The 22,211-nt window shown below is 43.0% G+C and carries 20 protein-coding genes; 18 read left to right on the top strand and 2 right to left on the bottom strand.

Annotation, left to right across the window (positions count from 1 at the left end):
* Positions 1–9 precede the first annotated feature (9 nt).
* Positions 10–1,002, bottom strand: a complete 993-nt coding sequence (locus tag N521_RS06625) for an LLM class flavin-dependent oxidoreductase (protein WP_035390546.1) — start codon at positions 1,000–1,002, stop codon at positions 10–12.
* Positions 1,003–1,419: 417 nt separating this feature from the next.
* Between N521_RS06625 and N521_RS06620 the strand changes: the two genes are divergently transcribed.
* The 15 genes from N521_RS06620 (at position 1,420) to N521_RS06550 (ending at position 16,592) form a co-directional block, all read left to right on the top strand.
* Positions 1,420–2,022, top strand: a complete 603-nt coding sequence (locus tag N521_RS06620; RefSeq protein WP_017358594.1) for a TerD family protein — start codon at positions 1,420–1,422, stop codon at positions 2,020–2,022.
* Positions 2,023–2,042: 20 nt separating this feature from the next.
* Positions 2,043–2,624: a TerD family protein gene (locus N521_RS06615; RefSeq protein ID WP_008342133.1), complete on the top strand. Its 582-nt coding sequence runs from the start codon at positions 2,043–2,045 to the stop codon at positions 2,622–2,624.
* Positions 2,625–2,665: 41 nt separating this feature from the next.
* Positions 2,666–3,244: a TerD family protein gene (locus tag N521_RS06610; RefSeq protein ID WP_007498343.1), complete on the top strand. Its 579-nt coding sequence runs from the start codon at positions 2,666–2,668 to the stop codon at positions 3,242–3,244.
* 140 nt (positions 3,245–3,384) lie between these two features.
* Entirely contained in the window at positions 3,385–4,164 is a 780-nt protein-coding gene (locus N521_RS06605) for a TerC family protein (protein ID WP_008342130.1), read from the top strand.
* Positions 4,165–4,246: 82 nt separating this feature from the next.
* Positions 4,247–5,440, top strand: coding sequence for an HpcH/HpaI aldolase/citrate lyase family protein (locus N521_RS06600; RefSeq protein WP_017358591.1), 1,194 nt, complete (start codon positions 4,247–4,249; stop codon positions 5,438–5,440).
* Positions 5,424–6,755: a phosphoribosyltransferase family protein gene (locus N521_RS06595; protein ID WP_025206691.1), complete on the top strand. Its 1,332-nt coding sequence runs from the start codon at positions 5,424–5,426 to the stop codon at positions 6,753–6,755. Before N521_RS06600 ends, N521_RS06595 begins: the two co-directional genes overlap by 17 nt.
* Entirely contained in the window at positions 6,748–7,857 is a 1,110-nt protein-coding gene (locus tag N521_RS06590) for a cysteine protease StiP family protein (RefSeq protein ID WP_035390544.1), read from the top strand. The genes N521_RS06595 and N521_RS06590 overlap by 8 nt, the downstream gene beginning before the upstream one ends.
* On the top strand, positions 7,854–8,669 hold the full coding sequence (locus N521_RS06585) for an HAD family hydrolase (protein ID WP_035390542.1): 816 nt from the start codon (positions 7,854–7,856) through the stop codon (positions 8,667–8,669). Before N521_RS06590 ends, N521_RS06585 begins: the two co-directional genes overlap by 4 nt.
* Before the next feature lie 70 nt (positions 8,670–8,739).
* Complete coding sequence (locus tag N521_RS06580; RefSeq protein ID WP_025206694.1) at positions 8,740–10,356, top strand: YceG family protein; 1,617 nt, start codon at positions 8,740–8,742, stop codon at positions 10,354–10,356.
* Between the two features lie 14 nt (positions 10,357–10,370).
* Positions 10,371–11,465 (top strand): toxic anion resistance protein, encoded by a 1,095-nt coding sequence (locus N521_RS06575; protein ID WP_025206695.1) that lies wholly within the window; start codon positions 10,371–10,373, stop codon positions 11,463–11,465.
* Positions 11,466–11,866: 401 nt separating this feature from the next.
* A complete protein-coding gene (gene opuAA, locus N521_RS06570; RefSeq protein WP_017358586.1) occupies positions 11,867–13,132 on the top strand; it encodes a glycine/proline betaine ABC transporter ATP-binding protein OpuAA in 1,266 nt (421 codons plus the stop codon).
* 10 nt (positions 13,133–13,142) lie between these two features.
* On the top strand, positions 13,143–13,988 hold the full coding sequence (opuAB, locus tag N521_RS06565) for a glycine/proline betaine ABC transporter permease subunit OpuAB (RefSeq protein ID WP_024718999.1): 846 nt from the start codon (positions 13,143–13,145) through the stop codon (positions 13,986–13,988).
* A complete protein-coding gene (locus tag N521_RS06560; protein ID WP_008342122.1) occupies positions 13,988–14,869 on the top strand; it encodes a glycine betaine ABC transporter substrate-binding protein in 882 nt (293 codons plus the stop codon). The genes opuAB and N521_RS06560 overlap by 1 nt, the downstream gene beginning before the upstream one ends.
* Before the next feature lie 108 nt (positions 14,870–14,977).
* Positions 14,978–15,784, top strand: coding sequence for an alpha/beta fold hydrolase (locus N521_RS06555; RefSeq protein WP_231493304.1), 807 nt, complete (start codon positions 14,978–14,980; stop codon positions 15,782–15,784).
* 85 nt (positions 15,785–15,869) lie between these two features.
* Positions 15,870–16,592 (top strand): SDR family NAD(P)-dependent oxidoreductase, encoded by a 723-nt coding sequence (locus N521_RS06550; protein WP_007498314.1) that lies wholly within the window; start codon positions 15,870–15,872, stop codon positions 16,590–16,592.
* A gap of 47 nt (positions 16,593–16,639) precedes the next feature.
* Here the strand turns inward: N521_RS06550 and N521_RS06545 are convergent, their stop codons facing one another.
* Entirely contained in the window at positions 16,640–17,767 is a 1,128-nt protein-coding gene (locus N521_RS06545) for a M20 peptidase aminoacylase family protein (protein ID WP_035390537.1), read from the bottom strand.
* A 153-nt stretch (positions 17,768–17,920) separates the two neighbouring features.
* Here N521_RS06545 and N521_RS06540 point away from each other — a divergent pair, with 153 nt between their 5' ends.
* The 3 genes from N521_RS06540 to N521_RS06530 all read left to right on the top strand — a co-directional run bounded on the left by N521_RS06540 (position 17,921) and on the right by N521_RS06530 (position 22,182).
* Positions 17,921–19,351 carry a YfcC family protein gene (locus N521_RS06540; protein WP_007498311.1) on the top strand — a complete coding sequence of 477 codons (1,431 nt, stop codon included), beginning with the start codon at positions 17,921–17,923 and terminating at the stop codon, positions 19,349–19,351.
* A gap of 217 nt (positions 19,352–19,568) precedes the next feature.
* On the top strand, positions 19,569–20,516 hold the full coding sequence (locus N521_RS06535) for an L-lactate dehydrogenase (protein ID WP_008342118.1): 948 nt from the start codon (positions 19,569–19,571) through the stop codon (positions 20,514–20,516).
* A gap of 43 nt (positions 20,517–20,559) precedes the next feature.
* On the top strand, positions 20,560–22,182 hold the full coding sequence (locus N521_RS06530) for an L-lactate permease (protein WP_035390535.1): 1,623 nt from the start codon (positions 20,560–20,562) through the stop codon (positions 22,180–22,182).
* The last annotated feature ends 29 nt before the right edge of the window (positions 22,183–22,211 follow it).

Here is a 22,211-nt window from a genome sequence, read left to right as displayed (position 1 = left end):
AGATTGGCTTCAAAATAGTTCTGCGATTCGTTCAAAGGAACGCTGCTTTTCCATTGGATCAAATGAATTGTTTAATATCATGATCTCGCCTGTTTGATAGCGGTCCATTAAGATTTGCAGCTGTTCTTTCACTGTTTGCTTTGAGCCAACAATCATTCGCTGGCGGTTTTGTAACACTTTTTTCTTTTCTTGCTCAGTGTAATGATAGTTCTCTGCTTCTTCTATAGAAGGAACGCGACTGTCCAGCCCTTTTTCAACCCGAAGCAGCCATAAATCTGTACTGGTGGAAATGCGGCTTGCTTCCTCGTCTGTGTCTGCGCAGATCACAAAGACAGCAAACATAGACTGAGGCTGACGTGAGAAAACGGATGGAGAAAAGTGTGACCGATACGCTTCAAAAGCTTGCCGGCCTCGTGCAGGATGAATAAAATGTCCGAAAATATAGTTGATTCCAAGTGATGCCGCCTGGATGGCACTGTTTTCCCCGAGTCCAAGCAGCCAGACTGGCGGATAAGAATCAATGAGCGGAGCCGCTTTCACTCCTGCATGCCGATGACCAGAAGGCAGGCTGTCAGATAAGTAAAAAAGAAGGTCCTCCAGCTGGCGGTCAAATTGAGACAGTTCTTTCTTCACGCCGTCTGTCAAAGCGAGTCTCGTCCGTTCAATTCCGCCTGGGGATTTACCAACCCCGATCTCAATCCGCCCAGGGTAAAGGGCTTCAAGCTGGCGGGTGACTTCTGCTACTTTAAAAGGGCTGTACTGCGGGAGTAAAATCCCCCCAGAGCCTGTGCGCAATGTCGATGTGTGTGAAGCAATATGTGCCATTAATATTTCAGGCGCTGTACTCGCGAGTCCTCTCGTGCTATGGTGTTCAGCAAACCAATACCGCTCATACCCCAGTGTTTCCGCAAGCTTGGCCAGCTCTGTCGTATGAACCAATGTTTCTTGTGCGGATTGGCCTTTAGGGATGGCGACTTGATCTAATATATGAAGTGATGGCATCATCAACACCCTTTCATCAATACGTTGAATTCTATCCATAAGTATAAAGAAAGTCATGAACGGAAGGAAATGAAAGGGTTTATCACAGCTATGTACATGAATTTTCTATATCAACATATGAAGTGGGTGCGCGCCCTGTTTTTAAGCGAGAGGCTGTGTAACGGGAACATTCGACAATGTTTCACATGAAACACTTCTTTTACGACATGAATCATTTTTGTCATGGATCTTTCTTTAAAAAAATATCATCATATTGAAACCTCTTTTATACATAGATCGTATATACTAGTAAATAGAAAAAAGAGTAAGAGGCTCCAATGTCATTTCATGAATTTTGTCGAATTTTCATGTATGATGATTTTAATAGGGTCCATCGCTTAATAAATAGATTTTTATTATGCTGGAGGAGTGATTGATTTGGCGATTACATTAGAAAAAGGTCAACGTATTGATTTAACAAAAGGAAAAGCAGGACTAACCAATATTCTAGTTGGACTTGGCTGGGACCCTGTGTCACAAGGTGGCGGTTTTCTTGGAAAGCTGTTTGGCGGAGGCGGCGGTGCTGATATTGATTGTGACGCTTCAGTGCTGATGCTGAAAAATGATAAGTTTGTTGAAAATAAAGATTTGATTTACTTTGGTAACTTGAAAAGCAAATGCGGCAGTGTTGAGCACACAGGTGACAACCTGACAGGTGAAGGAGACGGAGATGATGAACAAGTCCTCGTCAACTTAAGCAAGGTACCAGGCAATGTGAATAAATTGGTGTTCGTTGTGAACATTTATGATGCACTTAGAAGAAACCAACACTTTGGTATGATTCAAAATGCTTACATCCGAATTGTTGACCGTTCAAACAATCAAGAATTAGTGAAATATAATTTGAAAGATGAATATGCAGGTAAAACATCATTAATCGTTGGAGAGCTTTATCGCCACGAGAATGAGTGGAAGTTTGCAGCTGTAGGAAATGGTACAAACGATGCGAAGCTTGCCGATATTACGAGAAACTACATTTAATTAGAAGGGAGAGGTTCCTAGTGGGAATTTCTTTAGCGAAAGGTCAAAAAATTGATTTAACAAAAACGAATCCAGGTTTAACAAAAGTAGTCGTAGGTCTTGGCTGGGATGTAAACAAGTATGATGGCGGACATGACTTTGATCTAGACGCAAGCGTATTCCTGTTAGATGCAGCAGGGAAAGCAAACTCTCCATCTGACTTTGTCTTCTACAATCAAACAACTGGCGGTGGCGGAAGTATCGTACATACAGGCGATAACCGTACAGGTGAAGGAGACGGAGATGACGAGCAGGTCAATGTTGATCTTTCAACTGTACCAGCAAGTATTGAGAAAATCTCCTTCGTCATTACAATCCATGATGCAGAAGCACGCAGCCAAAACTTTGGACAGGTGTCTAACGCTTACGTCCGTATTTTAAATGCGGCATCAAATGAAGAGCTCATTCGCTATGATTTGGCAGAAGACTTTTCAATTGAAACAGCGATTATTGTAGGTGAATTATACCGTCATGGCGGAGAGTGGAAATTCTCAGCTGTTGGATCAGGCTATCAAGGCGGACTTGCCCGCATTGCAACAGACTTCGGCTTAGATATCGGGTAACGCCCGTTTTCATATTTTCAGGAGATAGGAGAGATACGAATATGGCGATTCAGCTTTCAAAAGGACAACGTGTCGATTTAACGAAAACCAATCCAGGGCTGACAAAAGTGATGATCGGACTTGGCTGGGATACGAATAAATATTCAGGCGGAGCCGAATTTGATTTGGACGCTTCGGCTTTCTTAGTAGATGCAAACAATCGTTGTCAACAAGACACAGACTTCGTGTTCTATAATAATCTGCAGCATCCAAGCGGTAGTGTTACTCATACCGGTGATAACCGTACGGGTGAAGGAGATGGAGATGACGAGCAAATTCTCGTTGATTTCTCGAAAATTCCTGCTAACATTGATCGTATCGGAATTACAGTGACGATTCATGATGCAGAGGCACGTAGCCAGAATTTTGGACAAGTCTCTAATGCATTTGTTCGTGTTGTAAATGAAGAGGGCGGGGAAGAATTGATTCGTTTTGATTTAGGGGAGGACTTCTCAATTGAAACAGCTGTCGTCGTATGCGAACTATACAGACACGGCAGCGATTGGAAGTTTAACGCAATCGGAAGCGGATTCTCTGGCGGACTTGCTGCTCTTTGTCAAAATTATGGGTTAGAAGTGTAAAGAGAAGAAACAACTTCATTCAAGAGGCGCTGCCAATGACTCATATGAGGGTATTTTCCAAAGTGAGAAAGAAACAGCGATCAAGAATAACAGCAGGCGAAAGCCTGCTGATGCTTCTACACTTATAGGAGGAAAACCAGTTGGACATTTTGAAACATATGTTGGACACGTATGCCTCGTTTTTTGATTGGCATATGTGGGCAGAGGTATTAACAGACCCTGTCTCTTGGGGGCTTATTGGGACCCTTGTCGTGCTTGAAGGTTTGTTGTCAGCGGATAACGCACTTGTATTAGCTGTTATGGTGAAACATTTACCTGAAAAGCAGCGTAAAAAGGCATTAACCTACGGATTAATTGGCGCTTATTTCTTCCGTTTTCTATTCATTGGCGTAGGGATGCTGCTTATTAAGTTTTGGTGGATTAAGGTTCTAGGCGCTGCATACTTAGCTTGGCTGGTCATTAAGCACTTCTGGTTAGGTGACGGAGATGACGAAGCGAAGGAATTGAAAAAAGAAGGCTGGATGATTCGTGTATTTGGCGTCTTCTGGGCAACTGTTATTTCTGTAGAAATTATGGACCTTGCCTTCTCGGTAGATAGTATTCTTGCTGCATTCGCTGTATCTGAGGAAGTATGGATTCTTCTTTTAGGTGGAATGCTTGGAATTCTCATGATGCGTACAGTGGCACAATTATTCCTTGTGCTCATCGACCGTATACCAGAGCTTGAGAATACGGCATTTATTCTCATTGGAATTATTGCCATCAAAATGGGCTTAAGTGCTGCTCATATTGAAATCCCGCATCTCGCATTCTTTGCGATTATTATCCTAGCGTTTATCGGAACGTTTATTGTTCATAAAATCAATAAGAAGAAGCATCAAGGTGTAACAAACGAAGCTGCGGCTTCAAAAGAAGAATAGGACGATCAAAAAGGAATGGAGTTGACTAGCGGCTCCATCCTTTTTTGAATCATCAAGTCATTACAACAGGAGGTGGCACTGCATGCGATATTTTCGTTTTTTATCAGAGACGAGGCAGCACGATATTTTTTTTAAGCGGCCGGCGGCAGTTCATTCATTGACGCCAAGGCATGTACTTGCGCATGCATTAGGTGCTACTTTGTATATGCCTGCGACAAGACAGGATGTAGCAGACATGCTGCTTTCGCAGAAATATGAAGCGCTTTGCTCTGTTGTGTTTTGCTTGGAGGACGCCATTGGTGATCAGGAAGTGGACATGGCTGAACAGAATATAGTGGCACAATTGACCTGCCTTTCTGAGACAATTCATCAATCTCCAGAAATGGCTGAGCATTTGCCGCTTTTATTTATTCGGGTTCGTTCGCCCAAACAGCTGCTCAAAATGGCAGATTTGCTCGGTTCCTCTCTTCATTTACTGACTGGTTTTGTGTTTCCAAAGTGCTCCGTTCACAATGCAAAGGAATATGTAGACAGTTTGAAACGAGCTTCAGCACAAACTCAGAAAACACTATACGGAATGCCCATTTTAGAAACACCAGATTTATTAGAAAAAGAAACGAGATATCAGGTGTTGTCTGAGTTAAAGCAGATCATGCTGAATGATGAGGAATATATTTTGAATATTCGCATTGGGGCAACGGATCTGTGTGGATTGTACGGCATTCGCCGTGATCGCGAGACCACCATTTATGAGATCAGAGTCATTGCTGAGTTGATCACAGATATCATCAATTATTTTGGTCGTTCATTTGTGATATCAGGAGCTGTATGGGAGCATTTTGGACCGGCACGAAAAGAACAAAATCCATTCATCCGTGCAATTTCTAAGAGTGGTGAGTCTTTATCATCTGAGCTCGATCATATGCAAGGTCTGCTCAAAGAGACAAGGCTGGATGTGGTAAACGGTATTCATGGCAAGACAGTCATCCATCCAACGCATCTCAAGCCAGTTCAAAGCATGTACGTTGTCACAAAGGAAGAGTACATGGATGCATTAAGTATTTTAGAGCATGCAGATGGTACAGTCGGCGTGATGAAGAGTACCTTTTCTAATAAAATGAACGAAACGAAGCCGCACTATCGCTGGGCGGAAAACATTTTAATGAAGTCAGACATTTACGGGGTGTTTCATGAAAATAGAAGCTATATCGACATACTCACAGAATCAGAAGCCGCATACGCTGAACATCTTGGAACATATGGAGGTGGAGCTTAACCTCAAAGAGGGTACGCTTCAGCTTGAAAAAGAACATCTTTTTGACATGGCGGCACGGGTGAACAAAAAGAGAGCCTTTTTATTTGTTAGCAAGGTGCTCGGGAAACATATGCCTGTTCACCCGTTGAAGCCACTCCTCGTCTCAGGTCTTTTGGCAATGGCTTATGCAAAAGAACAAACAGGCAAGACGCCCCCGCATCAAGACGATGTAGTAGAAGCACTAAAAACGAATGATCATGTTAAGTTAACTGAAGCCTATGCTGCGCTCAAAAAAGAGAAGCTTTCGGCGGTAAACGAGCCGATTGTGATCGGCTTTGCTGAAACGGCAACAGCGCTTGGTCATGGTGTGTATGACGTCATAGAAGGAGCATCTTACATTCATACGACACGTGAACAGCTGTTGGATCTTGATCCTTCACTCGTATTTGAAGAGGAACATTCTCATGCGACAGATCAGCTTTGCTACGCAGATGACGCCTTACTTCGGACGGATCGCCCGATTGTGCTAGTAGATGATGAGGTCACGACAGGCCGGACAAATATGAATATCATTCGGGATCTGCACGCAAAGCACCCTAGATCCTCTTATACGATTCTATCCATTTTAGATTGGAGAACAGAGGAGCACGAGGAAGCGATGCTTCAGCTTCAAGAGGAGCTAGGGGTAAATATCACATCATTATCTTTATTAAAAGGGCAGATGATGTTTCGGGGGACAACGCTGGATGAGCCTGCTTATTCGTATGAAATTGCTGCGCAAGAGAAAAGACCTGAACTCTCTTTTCATTCTCTTCAATCCTTCTTTAAGCAAGTGCCATATTCACTTTCCCATGCAGTCAATCCGGCGGGGCATTCGCCGTATATCCATGAAACAGGTCGTTTCGGTTTAAGCGCAGTGGACACGGACGCCATTGATCAAGCAGCTACTGAGGCTGGGCTGAAGCTTCAGCGAGAACGAAAAGGAAAACAGACACTCTGCTTAGGAACAGGAGAATTGATGTATGTGCCGATGAGACTTGCAGCTCATATGGGCGAAGGTGTCCTTTTTCATTCGACGACAAGAAGTCCGATTCATCCGGTTGAAAAGGAAGGGTACGCTGTTCAAAACGGATTCGCATTTTTGAGTCCAGAGGATGCTCGCATTCAGCACTACGTGTACAATATCCCTAAAGATCAGTACGATGATGTCTTTTTGTTTTTTGAGAAAAAGGTGTCTCAAGAAGCTTTGATGCCGCTGATCCACTTATTTGCCGAGCGGCATGTGAAGCATGTGCATATTGTGACTTTATCAGATGAGGTGAAGGTGAATGGCTAACGTGTATACAAAGATGGGAAGCTATCCAGAGCAGGACGTAACCTTCTTACTCAAGGATTTATCATCGATTGAGATGGAGAAAAGTACAGAAGAGCGGGAGCTCTCTATTCAAAGCGGTGCCCATTACTCAGAAATGCTGCCAATTGAATATAAGCCGACGGCATCTTATATGGACTTATTCTATCAATCTCTTGAAAAAAGTAAGCAAAAGGTAGCGGAAGCCGTAGCGATTGTCGCAGAACAAATTGTGAAAAAGCGAGGATTTCAAACCGTTCTGTGCAGCTTGGCACGGGCTGGGACACCAATCGGGGTGCTCATTAAACGGTATATCAGAAAGACATATGGTCTCGATTTGCCGCATTATAGCATCTCTATTATTCGTGATCGTGGAATAGATGAAAATGCGCTGCATTATATACTCAAAGAACATCCAGGTTTTGAGATTGCCTTTATTGACGGCTGGACCGGAAAGGGTGCTATTTCCAAAGAGCTTCAAAAAGCGGTGCTCGATTTTGAACAGAAATATGGAATTCGTCTTTCGAGTGAGCTAGCTGTGCTTGCTGATCCTGGTTATTGTACGAGTGTTTACGGAACGAGAGAGGATTTCCTCATTCCAAGTGCCTGCTTGAATTCAACGGTCTCTGGCCTAGTTAGTCGAACGGTGCTAAACAACCGCTGGATCCATGCCGATGATTTCCATGGGGCCAAGTATTATGAAGAGCTCATTGATGAGGATGTCTCTAATTTGTATGTCAATACAATTGAAGAAGCGTTTTCTGAACTTGATGCAAATGTAAAAGAGAAAGCAGAGACCCTGCTCGCAAAAGGAACGCCTCCTGACTGGCGAGGGATGACCTCCATTGAAGCGATTGGTCAGGAGTTCCAAATTGACAATACGCATTTGATTAAGCCGGGCGTCGGTGAGACGACCCGTGTGCTGCTCAGAAGAGTCCCTTGGAAAATACTCATTCAGCCTGGATCTCGGGAGAAGCTCAAGCACATTTTACTACTCGCAGAGGACAGAGGCGTGCCCGTCATTGAATATGCCAACATGTCCTACACATGCTGCGGGCTCATCCGCCCGTTGGAGCAATCGTCATGAAGAATATCGCATTTGCCAGTGATTTAGACCGGACACTGATATACTCACATCGAATGCTGGAGCAGTATGCATACAAGGGAGCATACGAATTAATTGAGGTGCTGGACGACCGGCCGCTTTCCTATGTGTCGATTGAAACGAAAGCATCCTTACAGGCAATTCATCAAGCAGGTTGGTTTATCCCAGTGACGACAAGAACGACAGCACAATTTGAACGAATCACTCTCTTTCAGCAAGAGATCAAACCAGAGTATGCCGTCACGACAAACGGCGGCTGTATCCTTCATCACGGCAAGCCGCTTGAGGAGTGGCAGGCGATTGTAGATGAGAGACTGCAAGAGTGTATGCCGGTGAGAGATATGCTGCGGGCGATCTCTGAACTTCCGGTTGCCGCTTGGGTGAAACGTACTCGAACAGCTGAGGGAAAATTTCTTTATTTAATTATGAAAGACGAGTTTCTTTCTCATATTCCGCTTGCTGAATTAAGGCTGTGGGGTGAGGAGAGAGGCTGGCAAGTTTCCCTTCAGGGCCGGAAGCTATATTTTATTCCAAAGCCGCTCAATAAGTGGGCTGCTGTTGCTTTTCTAAAAGAAAGGCTACACCTTGAATATGTATATGGTGCGGGCGACTCCTTGTTAGATGCTGATCTCATACGTCAAGCAGATAAAGGCTTCGCTCCGAGTCATGGGGAAGTCTTAGATGTTGAGCTATCGTTTGAACCGACGACAGCCTCTGGCATGGCGGCGGCAGACGAAATCGCCGCTTCTGTCGCAAAGAAGATGAACACAGCAAAAAAGCCTTCGATTCGATAGCAGAAGTAGAAGGCTGAATGATATGATAGTAGTAGCTTTCGAGAAAATATAGGAGAAAGGAAGGAGCGGCGTGAGTTATAAAGAAATCAACGTAACCCAGACACGGGCGAAACAGGAAGCCTGGAAAAACCTGCTGAAAAAGCCGCTCCCTGAACGAGACGGCTACGTCAAGGACGAGCACACCTTATCCTTGCCGCGTCTCGCCGCCCGTGTCCTTGGAACTCCGCATGATGCAACCGATTATTTTATTTATTTACATGAATTATACGAAACTGACGGCATGCATATTTTAAGTGAAACCCTCAACCGTCATATTGAGCCGGAGCACTTTCAAGCGCTCCAGCGGATTCATATGATCAATCAGGAAGAAAAGGGATTGTCCGTGAATCGATTTGTGGCTTTCTTAGACGGTGAACAGCTCATTGTCCGTCATCCAAACCCAGTGATGAACCGGCATATTCGCCTTTCGTTAATTCAGGTGTTTGAACATTTCAAGCAGCTGCATGAAGGGGGATTCCAGCATCCTGATTTCCGCCGTGTGTTGCTAGATGTGGTGAAGTTTTCAAATAATCATCTAGGACAATGGCTGAAGGAAGGCAATATGGAAGAAAAAATGCCAGCTGTCATTTGGTATGGAGAGGCGAATAAAAGTCAGCTTTATTTTCTTTACTATGTCATGCTGATTGGCTGTGATGTGGTGCTGTTTCATCCAGAAGGCAAGGATCAATTTCGTGAATTAGATCCAGAAGAAAAGCTGACTTTTATTGATCAGTATCCAGGGACGTCAAAGCTTGAACCGTTCCCTACTGAAAAGCCTGAGAGGAAATCAACGGTGGCGTACCGTTCGACAAGAGAGCTTGAAGAGGTACTTCACACAGAAGATTCCATGCTGTATAAGCCATGGCAATTCAGAGATCATACCCCTCATTCTATTACGCTAAAGACAACGTATGATGAGCTATTTTTAATTGCGAAGGAACGGTCGTTTATCCGCCCGAATTTCAAAGCAGACCGTGACACCATACAGATTCCGAATCTTTTTGCGAAGATGATGGGGGTGACGAGAGACAAGCGAGAATATTGGGACCGTATCCACACGCTAATGGAGGGGAAAGAAACGAAAACGATTCGTCATTTCCCTTTCACACAAGAAGTGTCTTCGAATTATCAATTTCATTATCAGCATGCACTCTCTAAAGCAGGAGAGGTTGACCCTGATTTGGTAATGAAAAGCAATGTGTGGCAGTTCTCGCATTTATATGAGGGCACGCAGCGTGCGATCGCAGAGGCCATTTCTCGCATATGTCAGCATCCGAAGCTGTTAAAAGAAGGCCATGAGACCGAATTAGATGTGCGTATTTATTTATTCAAGCAGCTTTTGCATATGAACCAAGATGTAATTGAACTCATTCAAACCTTTGATTATGCCCAGACTGTACCGAAAGTGATTTTATACCATACGGAATATAATGGTGAGCTGACTCGTTCTGATGCGGCTGCCCTGATTTTCCTAAATGAAATGGGTGTGGATCTCTTCGTCTATCATCCCGCCGGCTATCAGTGTATAGAGCGGTATATAGACGATCAATTATTTGATACACATTGGCTTGATGAAATGGTCATGAACCAAGAGTTTAAAGAGCCGTCTATTGTGAGAAAGTTATTTCAATCCATTAAAAACCGATAAGGAGATCAAAGCTTATGACAAATACAAACGGAAATGACATCATTTCAATTGATAAAGAGGAAATCACGATTGAAAAGGCAGACGATATTCGCGTTCAGCTGCGCAATGAACCAGAAGTCCAAAACATTGCGAGACAGATTGATGCCAAAAATCAGCTTGAACTGCTTGAATACGGAAAACAGCCGGCTGTCGAAATCTCTAAGTTTTCTGACCGTATTCTCTCTATGATGCGTTCAACAAGTGTCACAGACTCAGGAACGATGCTTACACAGCTTGGAAAAATTATGGATCGTTTTGATAAAAATGATTTTGACGAGCCGAAGGGTGGTTTGTTGTCAAAAATCTTTAAACGCGGCGGCAGCATGATCGAAAAGATATTCAGCAAATATCAAACGCTCGGTGCAGAAATTGAAAAAATCAATGTGGAAATCAGTAAATACAAAGATGAAATGACCAAATCGACGGTTACGCTTGAAGAAATGTATGAGCATAACATTCAATACTATATGGAGCTTGAAAAGTATGTCGTCGCAGGGCAAATGAAGATCGAAGAATTAAAACAATTGGTTCCTTCTTATGAAGAAAAAGCGGCGGGGGGAAACCAGCTGGCACAAATGGAGTTGGATACGCTTCGTAATGGGATTCAAGCGCTTGAAGAGCGTGTATATGATCTTGATATGGCACGGATGGTGGCACTTCAAACGGCACCGCAAATCCGTTTGCTACAGCGTGGTAATACGAAATTAATCGGGAAAATTAACTCTGCCTTCATCATTACGATTCCAATTTTCAAAAATGGAATTATTCAAGCGGTGACAGTGAAGAGACAAAAGCTTGTGGCTGATTCCATGAGTGAACTGGACAGAAGAACGAATGAAATGCTGAAACGAAATGCTGAAAATATCTCAAGTCAAAGTGTTGAGATTGCTAAATTATCAGGTCGTCCAAGCATCGACATTGAAACGATCGAATCATCCTTTAATACGATTGTACAAGGGATGAAAGAGACGAAGCAGATTGAAGAAGAAAACAAACGATTACGTGAGGACGGAACAAAACGTATGCTTGAGCTTCAAGATAATATTAAGAAAGCTGCCCTAGAGTCCTAAAAAAACAGGCTGTCTGTAACGAAAGTTGCAGGCAGTTTTTTTCATGAATTTGATTAAAATTTGAGGAAAAAGGTTTTTATGTGACCTTTTTCGGGTAAATCCTGTTCAGGGGCATGGTTCACCCATGAAAGAAAAAGTCCGCTATCACAAGGATTCGACTTATTTTTTAGCACAATAAGGAATTTCCAGTAAAATATTGTCTGATGAGAGAAAATACCCCGTAAAATATGTAGTTTATGAAGCATTCTATAGGATTTACGAGTAATACGGCGTATAAACTGTAATCACCAGACCTCTATATGGAATTCATACATATTGTACGGAAATAAGCGAATTCTAAAGATTGTTCGCATCATAACGCTTATGTTACGGTTATAAAGATGCTAATTTGGAGGGAAAAAATGAATTCTGAAGAGAGAAAGATCAAAATCAAGATAAATAATGTATCTAAAATTTTCGGTAAAAATGCTAAAAAAGCATCTCAAATGCTTGAAAAAGGGAAGACAAAAAGAGAAATCCTAAAAGAGACCGGCGCAACAGTTGGTGTCAATCGAGCAAATTTTGATGTGTATGACGGCGAGATATTTGTCATCATGGGGCTATCAGGGAGCGGAAAGTCCACACTTGTGCGGCTGCTAAATAGGTTAATCGAACCAACCTCCGGCGAAATTTATATTGATGGGGATATGATAACAAATATGTCAAAGGATCAATTGCGTGAAGTTAGACGGAAAAAGATCAGCATGGTCTTCCAAAACTTCGCATTGTTCCCGCATCGTACCATTCTGGAGAATACAGAATACGGGCTTGAATTGCAAGGTGTAGAGAAAGAACAGCGCCGCTCTAAAGCGCTTGAATCTTTAAAGCTTGTTGGACTTGAAGGTTTTGAAGAGCAGTACCCAAATCAATTAAGTGGCGGTATGCAGCAGCGTGTTGGATTGGCACGTGCACTAGCTAATGACCCTGATATTTTGTTAATGGATGAAGCATTCAGCGCACTAGATCCATTAATTCGTAAAGACATGCAGGATGAATTGCTTGAGCTTCATACGTCTGTAGGAAAAACAATTATTTTCATCACGCATGATTTAGATGAAGCGCTTCGTATTGGCGACCGCATTGTCCTCATGAAAGACGGGAATATCGTTCAAATCGGAACACCAGAAGAAATTCTGATGAACCCATCGAACGAGTATGTTGAACGTTTCGTTGAAGATGTAGACCTTTCTAAAGTATTAACCGCTGGTCATATTATGAAACGTGCAGAAACAGTTCAGATTGATAAAGGGGCACGTGTTGCGCTCACGCTCATGAAGAACCTTGGTATTTCGTCTATCTATGCAGTAGATAAGAAAAAGCATTTATTAGGTGTTATTTCTGCACAAGCAGCGAAAAAAGCGGCAGAAACGGGTGCGTCGCTAGAAACTGTTCTTGATAAAGAATTTACGACAGTATTGGAATCAACGTATTTAACAGAGATCTTTGACGCGGTGTCTGATGCGAACATTCCAATTGCCGTTGTAGATGAGAAAAACAGAATGAAGGGTATTGTGGTCAGAGGTGCATTGATTGGTGCATTATCAGGTAATGATGAATATATCAACATGTCTTCTAACAAGCTAGAGGAAATTAAAGCACAAGAGCCTTCTGCACAGGAGGTAGAATAAGATGTTTAGTATGAGTGATTTACCTAGAATTCCGTTCGCGGATTATATCGATCAATTTGTTGACTGGTTAACATTAACCTTTGGTGGTTTCTTTGATGGCATCACAAATGGATTAGCTGGAACAGTAAATGGTATTGTAGCTGCACTTGGCGTCATTCCATCCATTATTTTAACGCTTATCTTTGCCGGCATTGCTTGGTGGATCAGTACAAGAGGAGTTGCTCTTTTCACACTTATTGGATTCTTACTGATCGACTATTTAGGCTACTGGCAGCCAATGCTGCAAACACTTGCGCTCGTTCTGACAGCTGTGGTCATTTCTATCGTGATCGGGGTTCCGATCGGTATTTGGGCATCACAGAAGGAAACAGTGCGTAAAATTGTCACACCTATTTTAGACTTAATGCAGACAATGCCTGCATTCGTATACCTTTTACCAGCGATCTTCTTCTTTAATATTGGAGTTGTTCCTGGGGTTGTGGCATCGGTTATTTTCTCTATGCCGCCAACGATTCGTATGACCATTCTTGGGATTAAACAAGTACCATCTGATTTAATTGAAGCAACAGAAGCTTTTGGTTCAACGACATTCCAGCGTTTGTTCAAAGTTCAGCTTCCACTTGCTACAAAAACCATCTTAGCTGGGATTAACCAAAGTATCATGCTTGCTCTATCCATGGTCGTCATTGCGGCAATGGTTGGTGCACCAGGACTTGGTTCGGAAGTATATAGTGCAGTAACGCAGCTGAAAACAGGAATTGGTTTTGAAGCTGGTATTGCCATTGTTATCGTAGCGATTACACTGGATCGTATTACACAAAACATTAAAACGAAAAAAACCAGGGGGAATGCTTAATGTGGAAAAAGTCTCTCTACATTGGGATGACCGCCCTGCTTGTCTTTTTACTAGCCGCTTGTGGTGCACAATCAGATTCAAATGCAAGTGCAGCACAGCAGGTCAATAAAACGATTATCGGGATTGATCCGGGTTCAGGTATTATGGCCTTAACCGATCAAGCGAAAAAGGATTACGGTTTAGAGGATTGGACGGTTGTATCTGCCTCAAGTGCAGCGATGACAGCGACATTGAAGAAATCGTATGACCGTAAAAAACCGATTATCATCACTGGCTGGAATCCTCACTGGATGTTTTCCCGCTACGATTTGAAATATTTAGATGATCCGAAAAAATCATATGGTGACGAAGAAGAAATTCACACCATTTCTCGTAAAGGATTTGCGAAGGATCAGCCGGAAGCAGCCAAAATGCTCAGTCAGTTTAAATGGTCTCAAGATGACATGGGTGAAGTGATGCTTGATATTCAGGATGGCGTCAAACCAAAGGATGCTGCTGTTAAATATGTGAAAAAGCATAAAGATCAAGTAGCGAAATGGACAAAAGGCGTGAAAAAGTCAAACGGTGACAAAATCAATCTTGCCTACGTTGCGTGGGATAGTGAGATTGCAAGTACCAATGTGGCCGCAGAGGTATTGCGTGAACTTGGCTTTAAAGTGACCTTGACTCAGGTTGAAGCGGGCCCAATGTGGACAGCAATTGCAACCGGAAGTGCTGATGCATCATTATCTGCATGGCTTCCAAATACGCATAAAACGTATGCAGCGAAGTTTAAAGGAAAATATGATGATCTCGGTACAAGTATGAAGGGTCTTCGCATGGGTCTCGTTGTTCCGACTTATATGAAAAACGTCAACTCGATCGAAGATTTGAAAAAATAGCCAATTGTATAACAGTTCCCTTATAATAGAAGGGAGCATATGGAAAAAGCAGTCTGCTCAAAAAGCGACTGCTTTTTCTTATATATAAGGATGGTGGATGAGTTGTCGATGGTGGAAAAACCAATGATGATTTTCCTGCACGGTGGAGGCGTAAGCAGCTGGATGTGGCAGGAGCATATGGAAATATTCAAGGAAACGTATGAATGCTATACCCCTGATTTTATCGGACACGGGACAAGAGCAAATGAAACGTCGTTTTCCATGCGAGGAAGTGCTCTTGAAATCATTTCATGGATAAAGGAGCATGCACATGGCCGTACAGTCATTCTAATTGGCTTCTCTCTAGGTGCACAGGTAGCCGTTGATGTGTTATCGAGAGAGCCAGACATCGCAGACATCGCCATCATCAATAGCGCCCTTGTGTTGCCATTACCATGGCTCTATTTGATGGTAAGGCCCATTTTACCTCTTACATATCCGTTATTAAAGAAAGATTGGTTCATCCAGCTGCAAGCAGAAAAGATGGGACTTCCAAACGATGTACTGGATCATTATGCAGCGGATTCCAAACAATTGCAGAAGAAGACGCTGCTTACGATGTTTCAAGAAAATCTTCATTACAAGCTCCCTGACACGTTTCAACAAGCGAAGGCACGGATTCTTGTGACAGTGGGAGAAAAGGAAAAGGGCATTATGACTAGGTCAGCAGAAAAAATCACGAATGCACACCCGAATGCAGCGGGGGGCATCGTTCCTGACATTGGACATACGTTTACTTTTGAAAAGAAAGAACTTTTTGTCGACATGATCAAAAGCTTTATAGAAGAGCGTGCGTTACCAGCGGAATTAAAGGAAATAAGGAAGCTAGGCCATTTAGAAAGTGAAGATGAGCATAAAAGGGGCAGGCATGTATAAGACACTGTATGATATAGGTATAAAACGCTTACAGATGAATGGGTGTATGGATGGAAGCTCGTAAGTGAGCCATGAAGGAGGAAGCATGAGTAAAAACTATATCATATTTGGTGCGAGTCAAGGATTAGGGGATGCCTTTGTAAAAGGTCTTCCTTCAAGTGGAGATACAGTATGGATTGTGTCACGAAGTGAACCAAGCAGTTTGAACATAGACGATGGGGTGCGTAGAATCTGGCTGAAGATCGATTTATCAAGCCAAACCCATATCCCTTTTATGCTAGAAGCATTGAAGGATCAGACAATTGATGTACTCATTTATAACGTAGGTTTATGGGAGAAACGCGGCTTTGAAGATGATTATTCTTTCGATCATGATCAACCGGAGGATATCGCTCATTTAATCAATGTGAACGTTACCTCAACGATTACCTACATTCAAGCTCTGCTTCCGCACGTAAGGACATCTGAGAATGGAAAGATCATCGTCATTGGTTCTACTGCGGGACTTGACCATACGAATTTGCCTCAGGTTTCTTTTGTTGCTTCTAAATTTGGGCTTCGTGGTATTGTGAACGCACTAAGAGAGCACGTAAGGAAAGATAAAATATCCGTTACCTGTATCAATCCAGGAGAGCTGGCGGCAGAAGTTCCGTACGAAGATGGCGCTGAAAAAGCCATTGCTCTGTATGATGAAACGAGAATACCTGTACAAGATATTGTCGAGCTGGCGAGATGTGTTATTCATCTATCCAGGGTGTCCTGTGTCAAAGAAATCAATGTCCCGGCAATGACAGATGTGAATGCGTAAAATAAAGGAGACCACCCGCTTCAGAAAAGACGGGTGGTTTTTTTATTTTACGATGAATGCTGTTGAAGTGTTTCGTATACAGCTTCCGTCAAAATCTCAATACCGGTAAAAATGGCAGAGCGGTCAAATGTCATATAAGGGTGGTGTAGCCCTGGTTTTAAATCACAGCCTAAACCGAGCATCGTCGATTTAATATGAGGAAGCTTTGCTGCATAAAAATGAAAGTCCTCTCCGCCTGTCGTTACGATCGGTGGATCGAGCTGTTCTTTGCCTAGCACTTGCTCTATGGCATGTGACATGATCTCCACAGCTTCTTCATTTAATGTCGCAGCTGGAAGACGATGATCAGTTGAAAGTGTGATAGAGGCGCCAAAAGCATCCGCTACAGAATGGCATGCTCTTTCAATTTCCTTTTCTAATTCATCCATCACTTCGTTTGTCTGTGCCCGAACGTCGAGTGTAAAAGAGGCTTTGCCAGGTATGATGTTTGAGCTGCCGCCGCCTGCATTTAAATTGGTCATTTTCACAGAATGGGCGACTCGTGGATCGACATGGATATGTGCCAGTCTCTGCACAAGCGTAGATGCAACTTCGATGACGTTGACCCCAAGGTGCGGGCGTGCACCGTGAGCTTCCTCCCCTAGAATGGTCCCGACGTAATGATTACTTGATCCGTGCAAAATGGCAGGAGCGCATCGTCCGTTTAAGGTTTCTTGAATTGGGCGCACATGCACCCCGTATAAATAATCGACATCTGCTAACACACCTTTTTCGATCATCTTTAAAGCGCCGCCGCCTCTTTCTTCGGCAGGCTGAAAAATGAATCGGATCGTGCCACTTGGGAGTTCTTTTTCTTTCAATGCCATGAATGTCCCAAGTGCCATCGTCATGTGTGCATCGTGTCCGCATGAATGGTTGGCTTGGAAAACGCCATCTACTTCCTGCCAGAGGGCGTCAATATCGGCTCTCACAGCAACCACTGGTGCGCCTTCCCCAATTTCACCGATTACCCCTGTACAGTCTTCAAATGTTCTCGTTTTACAGCCTGCTTTCTTTAATAGATCTTCAATATAAGCCGTCGTATTTGTCTCTTCCCAACTGATTTCTGGATGGGCGTGCAGATGTTCAAAGATGTCTGTCACGGTTTGTTTCATCTCGTTTGTCAAAGTTGTCATGAGAAGCCTCCTTGCTGACAGATAATCTGCCAAAACATTCTTTTAGTGAAATAATATTGATCTTAAATATCATCAGTGTTTATAATATAACACATCATTTGATTATTCAGAAAATTAAGTGAAATTCCGATCGGGACAAAGGGGTTTTGACAGATGAAAACAGCGACAGTATCAGCACCTGAGAAACAAAAAAGAAAACTTCAGATGCCGGATGCGTATGTACTCTTATTTATGATTGCTTTAATTTGTACGATCGCAACGTATTTTGTACCAGCCGGTGAATTTGATCGGAAAACGTCAGGAGAGATCACAACAGCTGTTCCTGGCAGTTATCACCGTATTGATCAATCACCAGTTAGTCCGGTTGGTTTTTTTACAGCGATTCAAGAAGGGATGGTTGGTTCATCCTCTATTATTTTTCTGATTCTTTTTACTGGCGGAACCATTGCGATTTTGGAAAAGACAGGTGCCATTAACGGGATGATTCACAATGTCATCAGCCGGTTCCAAACGAAACAGCTATTGTTTATTTGTATTGTTGGTGGATTGTTTTCTGTACTTGGGACGACCGGAATTGTGGTGAACTCGGTCATTGGCTTTATTCCTATTGGGATTATTGTGGCACGTTCTTTAAAGTGGGATGCAGTGGCGGGAGCGGCGGTTATTTACATCGGCTGTTATGCAGGTTTTAACGCAACCATTTTGTCTCCATCTCCATTAGGTTTATCACAAACGATTGCAGAACTGCCGATTTTTTCTGGTATTGGTCTACGTGTCATCATTTATCTTTGTTTTCTCTTATCTAGTATTGTGTACATCTATTTATATACAAAACGCCTGAAAAATAAAGAAAAGGGAAGCCTGCTTGGTGACGAGTGGTTTCCTGCTAAAGGGCTTGGAGGAGCTGATGCGGAATCTGTGGACAAGCCTGAATTCACCGGCAGACATAAGCTGATTTTAGCGGTGTGCGGTTTGTCGCTTGGGGGTTTTTTATATGGTGCGCTTCAGCTTGGCTGGACCGATAAGGAAATGGCTGGTGTGTTTATTTTCATGGCAATTGCTGCTGGCCTGCTTGGCGGATTAGCTGCCAATGATATTGCAAAAACGTTTATTGTCGGCTGTCAAAGCCTTGTATACGGCGCACTCATTGTCGGCATGGCACGCTGCATTTCAGTCATTTTAGAAAATGGCAAGCTGCTTGATACTGTGGTGAATGGGCTTGCGAGTATGCTGACAGGGTTTAGTCCAATCGCTGGTGCGATCGGCATGTATATCGCCAGTGCGCTCCTTCACTTTTTGATTTCATCAGGATCAGGGGAAGCGGTTGTTTTTATACCGATTCTTGCGCCGCTTGCTGATTTAATGGGTATCACGAGACAAGTAGCGGTAGAAGCAGTGATGCTCGGTGAAGGGGTGGTCAACTGCGTGAATCCGACTTCAGGTGTGCTGATGGCTGTCTTGGCTGCAAGTGGGATTCCTTACGTGAAATGGCTGCGTTTTATGGTGCCGCTTGCGCTCATTTGGTTCGTCATCGGCCTTGTCTTTATTTGTATCGGTGTCATGATCAATTGGGGACCTTATTAAATAAGAAAGAAGCTGCCAAAGAGTGTTTGGCAGCTTTTTTCTTATGAGAAAATGTATGGGGACAGCGGTTTAAAACCACAATAAGAGTGTTCACAAAATGGCTACATTATTTTTTTGAGCAATCCCCTTGCAAAAGTTTGTGAAGTATTGCACAATAAGAATGTGAAATACTTCACATATAAAAAACAACCTAGTTTTACTCAGGAGGATGAGATAAATGACAAACGAAAAAGTAAACAAAGTAGCACTTATTGGAGCAGGTTTTGTCGGCAGCAGTTATGCCTTTACATTAATAAATCAAGCGATCACAGATGAATTGGTTGTCATCGATTTGAATCAAGATAAAGCAATGGGTGACGTCATGGATTTAAACCACGGGAAAGCATTCGCCCCGCATCCTGTGAATACTTGGTATGGAGATTATGAGGATTGTCAGGATGCTGACATTGTATGTATCTGTGCTGGTGCAAACCAAAAGCCAGGTGAAACGAGACTTGACCTTGTTGAGAAAAATTTAAATATATTTAAAGGCATTGTAGACAATGTGATGAAAAGCGGATTCGATGGTATTTTCTTAGTTGCTACGAACCCAGTTGATATTTTGACATATGCGACTTGGAAATTCAGCGGACTGCCAAAAGAACGAGTGATTGGCAGTGGAACAACGCTTGATACGGCAAGATTCAGATACATGCTTAGTGAGTACTTTGAAGCAGCGGCGCACAATGTGCATGCTTACATCATTGGAGAGCATGGGGATACAGAGCTTGCTGTTTGGAGCCATGCGAATATCGGAAGTGTACCGATCACAGAATTAATGAAGAGAAATGACCAATACAAACAAGAAGATTTAGACGACATCATGGAAAATGTCCGTCATGCCGCTTACCAAATCATTGAGAAAAAAGGCGCGACTTATTACGGCGTAGCGATGAGTTTAGCCCGTATTACTAGAGCCATTTTGCACAATGAAAACAGCATTTTGACTGTCAGCACTTATTTAGATGGAGAATACGGAGCAGAAGATGTCTACATTGGTGTACCTGCCCTCGTGAATCGAAATGGTGCAACTGAAGTGATGGAGCTCGCACTGAATGACACAGAAAAAGAAAAATTCGCTCGCAGTGTAAATGTGTTAAAAGAGATTTTAGCTCCTCATTTTTAATCAATCAAAGGCAACCTATCTGAGCAGAAAAGGATGAATCACTATGTGGCAACAAATATATGATCCGTTTGGTAATGAGTTCGTTAGTGCATTGGTGGCCATGCTTCCAATCTTATTTTTCCTACTTGCATTGACTGTATTTAAGTTAAAAGGTGTATTAGCCGCTTGTTTTACCTTGATCGTCAGTTTTGTAACAGCTGTTTTCTTCTTTCATATGCCAATTGAAAAAGCATTATCTGCTGTGGTGCTCGGTGTATCTAATGGGCTGTGGCCAATTGGATATATCGTCATCATGGCCGTATGGCTCTATAAAATTGCTGTGAAGTCTGGAAAGTTCGATGTCATTCGTTCTAGTATTGCAGGAATTTCTCAAGATCAACGGTTACAGCTCTTATTAATTGGTTTTAGTTTTAACGCATTTTTAGAGGGAGCCGCTGGATTCGGTGTACCGATTGCGATTAGTGCCGCTCTTTTAACAGAGCTTGGGTTTAAACCACTAAAAGCCGCAATGCTCTGTTTGATTGCGAATGCTGCGTCTGGCGCTTTTGGTGCAGTAGGTATCCCGGTTATTACAGGGGCGCAAATGGGAAATATGACGCCGCTTGAGCTGTCTCAAACCCTTGTGTACACCATTCCGTTTATTTCTTTCTGTATCCCGTTTCTGCTGATTCTCATTGTAGACGGCTTTAAAGGGATCAAAGAAACGCTTCCAGCCTTGCTTGTTGTGAGTGGAAGCTACGCGATTCTGCAGGCTGTTACAATGGTCACGATGGGTCCTGAGCTTGCCAATATTATTTCAGCTTTAGCGAGTATGGGAATTCTGGCACTATTTCTTCGAAAATGGCAGCCAAAACACATTTACCGTGAAGAAGGCGCGCCGGCCATTGAACAAAAACAAACGTTTAGCGGAGTTGAGGTGCTGAAGGCTTGGTCTCCGTTTTATATCTTAACGGCTGTCATTACAGTATGGAGTCTGCCTGCATTTAAAGCATTGTTTGCTGAGGGAGGCCCGCTTAATTGGACAACCATTTTAGTGAAAATGCCGTTTCTGCATCAGCAAATTGTGAAATTACCGCCAATTGCTCAAACAGAAACACCGATTGATGCGATCTTTAAAATTGATGTTATTAGTGCAACAGGTACCGCCATTCTAATTGCGGTGATGCTGACAGGATTGTTCAGCAGACATATTACATTAAAAGAAGGGTCTGCCTGCTTGAATGCAGCGGTCAAAGAGCTTTGGGTCCCTGTTCTTACGATTTGTTTTGTTATGGGCTTTGCCAACTTGGCGAACTTTGCAGGCCTAAGTTCTGCTATCGGACTAGCGCTTGCTAAAACAGGCGATTTATTCCCGCTTGTCAGCCCAGTGCTTGGCTGGATCGGCGTATTTATTACGGGATCTGTTGTGAGTAACAATGCCTTATTCGGTAACCTTCAAGCAGTCACCGCTTCTCAAATCGGCTCTCAGGCAGGTTTGTTAATCGGGGCAAATACGACCGGCGGTGTGATGGCGAAATTAATTTCTCCACAATCTATTGCCATTGCAACAGCAGCTGTTGGAGAAACAGGTAAAGAATCTGAGCTCTTCCAAAAAACAGTGAAGTACAGCTTCATTTTGCTCGGCATCGTATGTATATGGACATTCATTCTTGCTCAATTTGTATAGGTTGATCGATTGATTGAAAAATGAAAGAC

The sequence above is a fragment of the Bacillus sp. UNC125MFCrub1.1 genome (genome assembly GCF_000701305.1).
Lineage (GTDB): Bacteria > Bacillota > Bacilli > Bacillales > Bacillaceae > Bacillus > Bacillus altitudinis.
This window is presented reverse-complemented; position numbering and strand designations above follow the sequence as displayed.